This is a genomic window from Phenylobacterium sp. (assembly GCF_028290885.1).
GTDB lineage: Bacteria > Pseudomonadota > Alphaproteobacteria > Caulobacterales > Caulobacteraceae > Phenylobacterium.
This window is the reverse complement of the sequence record NZ_JAQGIZ010000057.1, coordinates 1-6,478: the sequence shown is the minus strand read 5'-3', so window position 1 is coordinate 6,478 and position 6,478 is coordinate 1. Positions and strand designations below refer to the sequence as shown.

General features: G+C 69.8%; 5 protein-coding genes and 1 pseudogene. 3 read left to right on the top strand and 3 right to left on the bottom strand.

What is annotated here, in order from left to right; genetic code table 11:
- Positions 1-644: pseudogene (locus JWP28_RS04765) on the top strand (IS5 family transposase); the annotation flags it as partial.
- 13 nt (positions 645-657) lie between these two features.
- On the opposite strand, the gene JWP28_RS04760 reads toward JWP28_RS04765, so the two are convergent.
- The 3 genes from JWP28_RS04760 to acnA form a co-directional block, all read right to left on the bottom strand.
- Complete coding sequence (locus tag JWP28_RS04760; protein ID WP_299540553.1) at positions 658-993, bottom strand: DUF2794 domain-containing protein; 336 nt, start codon at positions 991-993, stop codon at positions 658-660.
- A 306-nt stretch (positions 994-1,299) separates the two neighbouring features.
- Positions 1,300-1,995 (bottom strand): thioredoxin family protein, encoded by a 696-nt coding sequence (locus JWP28_RS04755; protein ID WP_299540551.1) that lies wholly within the window; start codon positions 1,993-1,995, stop codon positions 1,300-1,302.
- Between the two features lie 102 nt (positions 1,996-2,097).
- Positions 2,098-4,788: an aconitate hydratase AcnA gene (gene acnA, locus JWP28_RS04750; protein ID WP_299540549.1), complete on the bottom strand. Its 2,691-nt coding sequence runs from the start codon at positions 4,786-4,788 to the stop codon at positions 2,098-2,100.
- Positions 4,789-5,074: 286 nt separating this feature from the next.
- Here acnA and ccmA point away from each other — a divergent pair, with 286 nt between their 5' ends.
- Together ccmA and ccmB are read left to right on the top strand one after the other, a co-directional pair.
- On the top strand, positions 5,075-5,677 hold the full coding sequence (gene ccmA / locus JWP28_RS04745; protein ID WP_299540556.1) for a heme ABC exporter ATP-binding protein CcmA: 603 nt from the start codon (positions 5,075-5,077) through the stop codon (positions 5,675-5,677).
- Positions 5,674-6,375, top strand: a complete 702-nt coding sequence (gene ccmB, locus JWP28_RS04740) for a heme exporter protein CcmB (protein ID WP_299540547.1) — start codon at positions 5,674-5,676, stop codon at positions 6,373-6,375. Before ccmA ends, ccmB begins: the two co-directional genes overlap by 4 nt.
- Positions 6,376-6,478: the final 103 nt, after the last annotated feature.

The window sequence follows — 6,478 nt, the reverse complement described above, 5'->3', positions numbered from 1 at the left end:
GGGGTGTTGTGGGTCGTGCGGACGGGTTCGCCCTGGCGTGACCTGCCGGAGGCGTTCGGCGAGTGGAACAGCGTCTTCCGCCGCTTCAGCCGATGGAGCCGCAAGGGCGTCTGGTGGCGCATCTTCGAGGCGATGAGCGACGATCCCGACTTCGAGTACCTGATCATCGACTCCACCATCGTTCGCGCCCACCAGCATGCTGCGGGGGCCAAAAAGGGGGGTCTGAAGATCAGGCCCTTGGCCGTTCCCGCGGCGGCCTGAGCACGAAAATCCATATGGCCGTGAGAGGCTTGGGCTGTCCGGTCCGCTTCCATCTCACCGCCGGCCAGCGCGGCGACGCGCCTCAAGCCCTCACCCTGATCGAAGACATGCCGGCCGAAGTGGTCATGGCCGACACCGCCTACGACAGCGATCCGATCCGCCAGGCCATCGCCGACAAGGGCGCGCTCGCCGTGATCCCCAACAACCCCTCCCGCGCCCAGAAGCACCCGCTCGACGAGCACCTCTATGCGCAGCGTCACCTCGTCGAATGCTGCTTCTCCAGGCTCAAGCAGTTCCGCAGGGTCGCCACACGCTTCGAGAAGACCGCCAGGAACTATCTCGCCGTCGTCACCCTCGCCGCCATCATCCTGTGGCTCCGATAAGTGTCCACAGCTCCTAGTCCACCACCTTGAACCGGCCGCGGTCGAAGAAGCGCAGCACCTGCTCCAGGTCGTGGCCGCGGCGCAGGATCATGCCGCCGTGGCCCAGGACCGCCCAGGCGCCCTGCCGGCGGGCCAGCGCCGGGCGTTTCTCGATCCGGTAAAGCGGGGCTTCGGAGCTGCGCTTGTAGACCGAGAACACCGCCGACTCGGAGAGGCCGTCGATGGCGTAGTCGCGCCACTCGCCTGCGGAAACCATGCGGCCATAGAGCGAAAGCAGGCGGGTCAGCTCACGCCGCTCGAAGAAGACGGTCGCCTGACGCGGCGACGCGTAGGACGTGTCGAAAGCCATTGGCGTGAGCCTAGACCGGAATCACCCCGCCTCGCCAGAGGGGGCGTGGCTGATCGGCTTTTCGGCGCGCAATGGCCTGCCGCGAAAAGACCTTATTCCGGACCCGCGAGCGCCCGAAGCGGCTCCGATATTGCGATGGTCGGTTGGTCAGAGACGGCGGTCCCGGATCCTGAACAGCCCCCCCAGCCCCCCTGGATCGGCGGCCTGGCCAACCGATGCATAGATCTCCTCCAAATGCGAACCCCCGCGGGTGCTCTCCAGCCGCGGGGGTTTTCATGTCTGCGGGCTTGGATCTGGCCTCGGGGTTCAGGCTTCCGGCTCGGCGGCGGCCAGCACGCGACCGCCACGGGCGGCCTGCACCAGCACCGCGGTCTTCAGGCCTTCCTCGGAGGGCGGCGGCAAGTGGAAGGCCACCGGCTTGCCGCGCCAGGCGCCCAGGCGGATGAGCTCCCGCACCACGTTCTTTTCCGGGATGGTCTGGCCCTTGTTGTCGCCGCTCTTCACGGCCACATCCTGCTCGCGCGGATCGTAGCGGATCAGCCAGACCTCGCCGCCGCCCTTGGGCGCGCGCGCCGACCCCACATAGACCCGCTTGTCGCCCACGAAGTGGATGTCCGGCGCATTGCGCGGCGCCTTGGCCGCCTCGGCCACCAGGGCGTCGACCTTGTCGGCCTTCGACCCCGCCGCCTGGGCCGCGCCGTCCACCACCACCTGCGGGGTGTAGGGCTCGCGCAGCCCCAGCTTGGCCACATAGGCCTTCTGGCGCTCGGCGAACTCGGGCTTGGCGAAGGTGTCGGCCCAGCCGAGGTAGTCCCAGTAATCGACGGAGAAGGTGAGCGGCAGCACGCCGGGCCGGTCGGCGAGCTTGGCCACATGGGCGTTGGCCTCGCCACAGGAGGCGCAGCCCTGCGCCGTGTAGAGCTCGACCACCACGGGAGGCCTGGCCGCCGCCTGTAACGGCAGGGCGAGCAGGACCAGGCTGAAAAGCGCCGCTTGCCGCATCGCCTCGGGCTTAAGCGGACTTCCCGGCCCTGTAAATTGCAACAAGGCGTGAGCGGCGCGGACGGCCGGCGCTTCGACCCGCCGCCCGCCCGCCGGGGTGGCTCAGGCCGCCTGGCGCGCCAGGTTGCGCAGTACGTAGTTCAGCACGCCGCCGTTCTTGAAATACTCGAGCTCCGTGGGCGTATCGATGCGGCAGCGGACCGGGAAGCGGGCAATGCGGCCGTCGGAGGGGCGGTACATCTCGATGGTCAGCTGGCGGCGCGGCGACAGTTCCGTCAGGCCGCGGATGGTGACGATCTCCTCGCCGGTGAGGCCGAGCTTGTGCCAGCCTTCCTGCAGGAACTGCAGCGGCAGCACGCCCATCCCCACGAGGTTCGAGCGGTGGATGCGCTCGAAGCTCTCGGCGACGACCGCGCGGACGCCCAGCAGCTTGGTGCCCTTGGCCGCCCAGTCCCGCGACGAGCCGGTGCCGTATTCCTTGCCGGCGAACACCACCAGCGACCGGCCCTCGGACTGGTAGCGCATGGCCGCGTCATAGATCGACATCACGTCGCCCGAGGGGAAGTGCTTGGTCATGCCCCCCTCGATCTCCGGCGTGATGCGGTTGCGGATCCGGATGTTGGCGAAGGTGCCGCGCATCATGATCTCGTGGTTGCCGCGGCGCGCGCCGTAGGAGTTGAACTCCGTGGTCGGCACCTGGTGGTCACGCAGGTAGACGCCCGCAGGCGAAGTCGCCTTGATCGAGCCGGCGGGGGAGATGTGGTCGGTGGTGATCGAATCGCCGAAGACGGCGAGGACGCGGGCCTCGACGATGTCGGTGACCGGCTTGGCCTCCATCGACATGTCCTGGAAGTAGGGCGGGTTCTGGACGTAGGTCGAGCCCATGTCCCAGGCATAGGTCTGGCCGCCCTCGACCTTGATCCCTTGCCAGGCCTTGTCGCCCTTGAAGACGTCGGCGTAGCGGGTGGCGAACATCTTGTGGGTGACGTGCTTGCGCTGCAGGACCGCGATCTCCTCGGTCGTGGGCCAGATGTCCTTCAGGTACACCGGCTTGCCGTCCTTGCCCTCGCCAAGCGGCTCGGTGGTGATGTCGATCTGCATGGAGCCCGCCAGCGCATAGGCCACAACCAGCGGCGGCGAGGCCAGGTAGTTGGCGCGCACGTCGGGGTTCACGCGGCCCTCGAAGTTGCGGTTGCCGGAGAGCACCGAGACGGCCACCAGGTCGCCCTTCTGGACGGCCTCGGCGATCGGCTCGGGCAGCGGGCCGGAGTTGCCGATGCAGGTCGTGCAGCCGTAGCCCACCAGGTTGAAGCCCAGCGCATCCAACGACTTGGTCAGCCCTGCGGCCTTCAGGTAGTCGGTGACCACCTGGCTACCGGGGGCCAGCGAGGTCTTCACCCAGGGCTTCACCTTGAGGCCCTTCTCGACGGCCTTCTTGGCCACCAGGCCTGCGGCGATCAGCACGCTGGGGTTGGAGGTGTTGGTGCAGGAGGTGATGGCCGCGATCACCACGTCGCCGTGGCCGACGTCGAAGTTCTCGCCCTCGACCTTCACGCGGGTCGCCATGTCGTCGTGCTTGCCGAAGTCACCGGCGAGCGCCGCCTTGAACTCCACCGCCGCGCCGGTCAGCACCACGCGGTCCTGCGGCCGCTTCGGCCCGGCCAGCGACGGCAGGACGCTGCCGAGGTCGAGTTCCAGGGTGTCGCTGAACACCGGATCCGGGTCGGAGGGCTCGCGCCAGATGCCCTGCTCCTTGGCGTAGGCCTCGACCAGTTGCACGCGGTGCGGATCGCGGCCGGTGGCGGTCAGGTAGTCAATGGTCGAGCGGGTGACCGGGAAGAAGCCGCAGGTCGCGCCGTATTCCGGGGCCATGTTGGCGATGGTCGCCTGGTCCTCGATGGTCATCCGCGCCAGGCCGGGCCCGAAGAACTCCACGAACTTTCCGACCACGCCCTTCTTGCGCAGCATCTGGGTCACGGTCAGCACCAGGTCGGTGGCGGTCGCGCCCTCGGGCATGGCGCCCTCGAGCCGGAAGCCGATCACCTCGGGGATCAGCATCGGGATCGGCTGGCCGAGCATGGCCGCCTCCGCCTCGATGCCGCCAACGCCCCAGCCCAGGACGGAGAGGCCGTTGACCATCGTCGTGTGGCTGTCGGTGCCGACCACCGTGTCGGGATAGGCGAGCGGCTGGCCGCCCTCCTCGTTCACCCAGACGGTCTGCGCCAGGTACTCCAGGTTCACCTGGTGGCAGATCCCGGTGCCGGGCGGCACCACGCGGAAGTTGTTGAAGGCCGAGGAGCCCCAGCGCAGGAAGCGGTAGCGCTCCATGTTGCGCTCGTACTCGCGGGCCACGTTCTGCTCGAACGACTTGGCGGCGCCGAAGTAGTCGACCATCACCGAGTGGTCGATGACCAGGTCGACGGGGTTCAGCGGATTGATCTTCTCGGGATTGGCGCCCAGGTGGGTCATGGCGTCCCGCATGGCGGCCAGGTCGACCACCGCCGGCACGCCGGTGAAATCCTGCATCAGCACGCGGGCCGGGCGGAAGCTGATCTCGTGCTCGACGCTGCCCCGGTTCTCCACCCAGGCGGCGAGCGCCTGCAGGTCGTCGCGGCCGACCGACTGGCCGTCCTCGTTGCGCAGCAGGTTCTCGAGCAGCACCTTCATGGAGATCGGCAGGCGCGAGACGCCGGAAAGTCCAGCTTCCTCGGCGGCCCGAAGGCTGTAGTAAGCGTAGGTCTTGTCGCCCACCACGAGTTCGCGGCGGGTTTTCAGGCTGTCAGCAGACGCCATGTGGGGAGATCCTCTCTCTGTTCCCGGCCGCATCACGCCAACCCCGAAGATCGCGCGCTTCGATGAGCGGACACACAGCGTCCGATCCTGCGCGGCGAGGGTCCTCCGAGGCTACGGCGACCGCGCGCTACATAGACCGGGCCGCCCCACGCGTCCATGCGCGCCCAAGCTCGCTCCTCACCCGCGCAGCGGGGGAGGGGGACCGCGCCCTCCGGGTCGCAAGCGACCCGGCCCCCCTCGCTTCGCGATCCACCCCCAGAGGGGGTGGAAAGAGGGCGTGGTGGAGGTGATCGATAGCCTGGAACTGCGCGCGGTGGCGGTTCGCCGGGGCGGGCGGCGGCTGTTTTCCGACCTGTCGCTGACGCTGGCGTCCGGCGAGGCCTGCGCGCTCACCGGGGCCAACGGCGCGGGCAAGACCAGCCTGCTGCGGGCGGTGGCCGGCCTCGTCCCGGCCGAAGCCGGCGCCATCGCGTTCGGAGCCGCCGAGGCGGCCGACGCGCGCAGCAGCGGGCTGCACCTTGTGGGTCACCAGGACGGACTGAAGCCGGCGCGGACCACGCGGGAGGAGCTGCTGTTCTGGAGCGCCTGGAGCGGCGGAACCCGCGACTCGGCCGAGGGAGCCGCGGTCGCGCTCGAACTGACATCGCTCCTCGACCTGGAAGTCCGACAGCTCTCGGCGGGCCAGCGGCGGCGCCTGGCGCTCGCCAGGCTGCTCGCCGCGCCGCGGCCGCTGTGGCTGCTGGACGAGCCGCTCAGTCCGCTCGACGCCGGCTGGCGGCTGCGGTTCGGGGCGATTATGCAAGCCCACCTGGCGGGTGGCGGCCTGATCCTGGCGGCGGTGCACGATCCCCTGCCGATCAAGGCGAAGGTGCTGGAGATCGCCCAGTGAACGGGCTTGGGAGCAGCGTTGGGAGCGGCCTTGGGAGCCGGCTCGGAGCCCTGCTCGGCCGCGAGACGACGCTCGCCTGGGGCCGCGGCGGCGGGCCGCTGGTCAGCGTCGGCTTCTACGCCGGCGTGGCGACGCTCTTGCCGCTGGCCATCGGCCCCGAGCCCGAGCGGCTGGCGGCGATCGCGCCTGGCGCGGCCTGGGTGGCGCTGGCGCTGGCGTCCCTGCTCTCCCTCGACCGGCTGTTCGAGCGCGACTACGAGGACGGGGCGTTGGATCATCTGGCGCTGTCGCCGGTTCCCCTGGAGCTCAGCTGCGCGGCCAAATGCGCCGGGCAGTGGCTGGCCACCGGCGCGCCGCTGGCGCTCGCAGCGCCGGTCGCGGCGATCGGGCTTGGCGCGCCGCTGGCGCTGACGCCGCTGATCCTCGCTTGCGCGCTGGTGGGCGGCCTGGCCTTCGCCTTCACCGGCGGGATCGGCGCGGCGCTCAGCCTCGGGGCGCGGCGCGGCGGCCTGCTGACCGCGGTCATCGTCCTGCCGCTGTTTGTGCCGCCGGTGATCTTCGGCGGCGGCGCTCTCGACGCCCTGGCCGGCGGCCTGCCGTGGACCGCGGGCTTCGTGCTGCTCTGCGCCTACGCCGCGGCCGCCGTCGCACTCGGCCCCCTGGCCATGGCAGCCGCCTGCCGCAACGCGCTTTCGTGACCAATTTGTAATCGACGGAACGGCGGTGGCCGGGCGTGGAAGCTCCCGGGACGACCACTGAGGACTCTTCGATGAAACTGACTTCCATGGCGCTCGCCGGCGC

Bases quoted from the DNA above. Each gene is read 5' to 3' on its own strand.
- JWP28_RS04760 (WP_299540553.1), bottom strand. From the start codon at position 993: ATGGCTTTCGACACGTCCTACGCGTCGCCGCGTCAGGCGACCGTCTTC.
- JWP28_RS04755 (WP_299540551.1), bottom strand. From the start codon at position 1,995: ATGCGGCAAGCGGCGCTTTTCAGCCTGGTCCTGCTCGCCCTGCCGTTA.
- acnA (WP_299540549.1), bottom strand. From the start codon at position 4,788: ATGGCGTCTGCTGACAGCCTGAAAACCCGCCGCGAACTCGTGGTGGGC.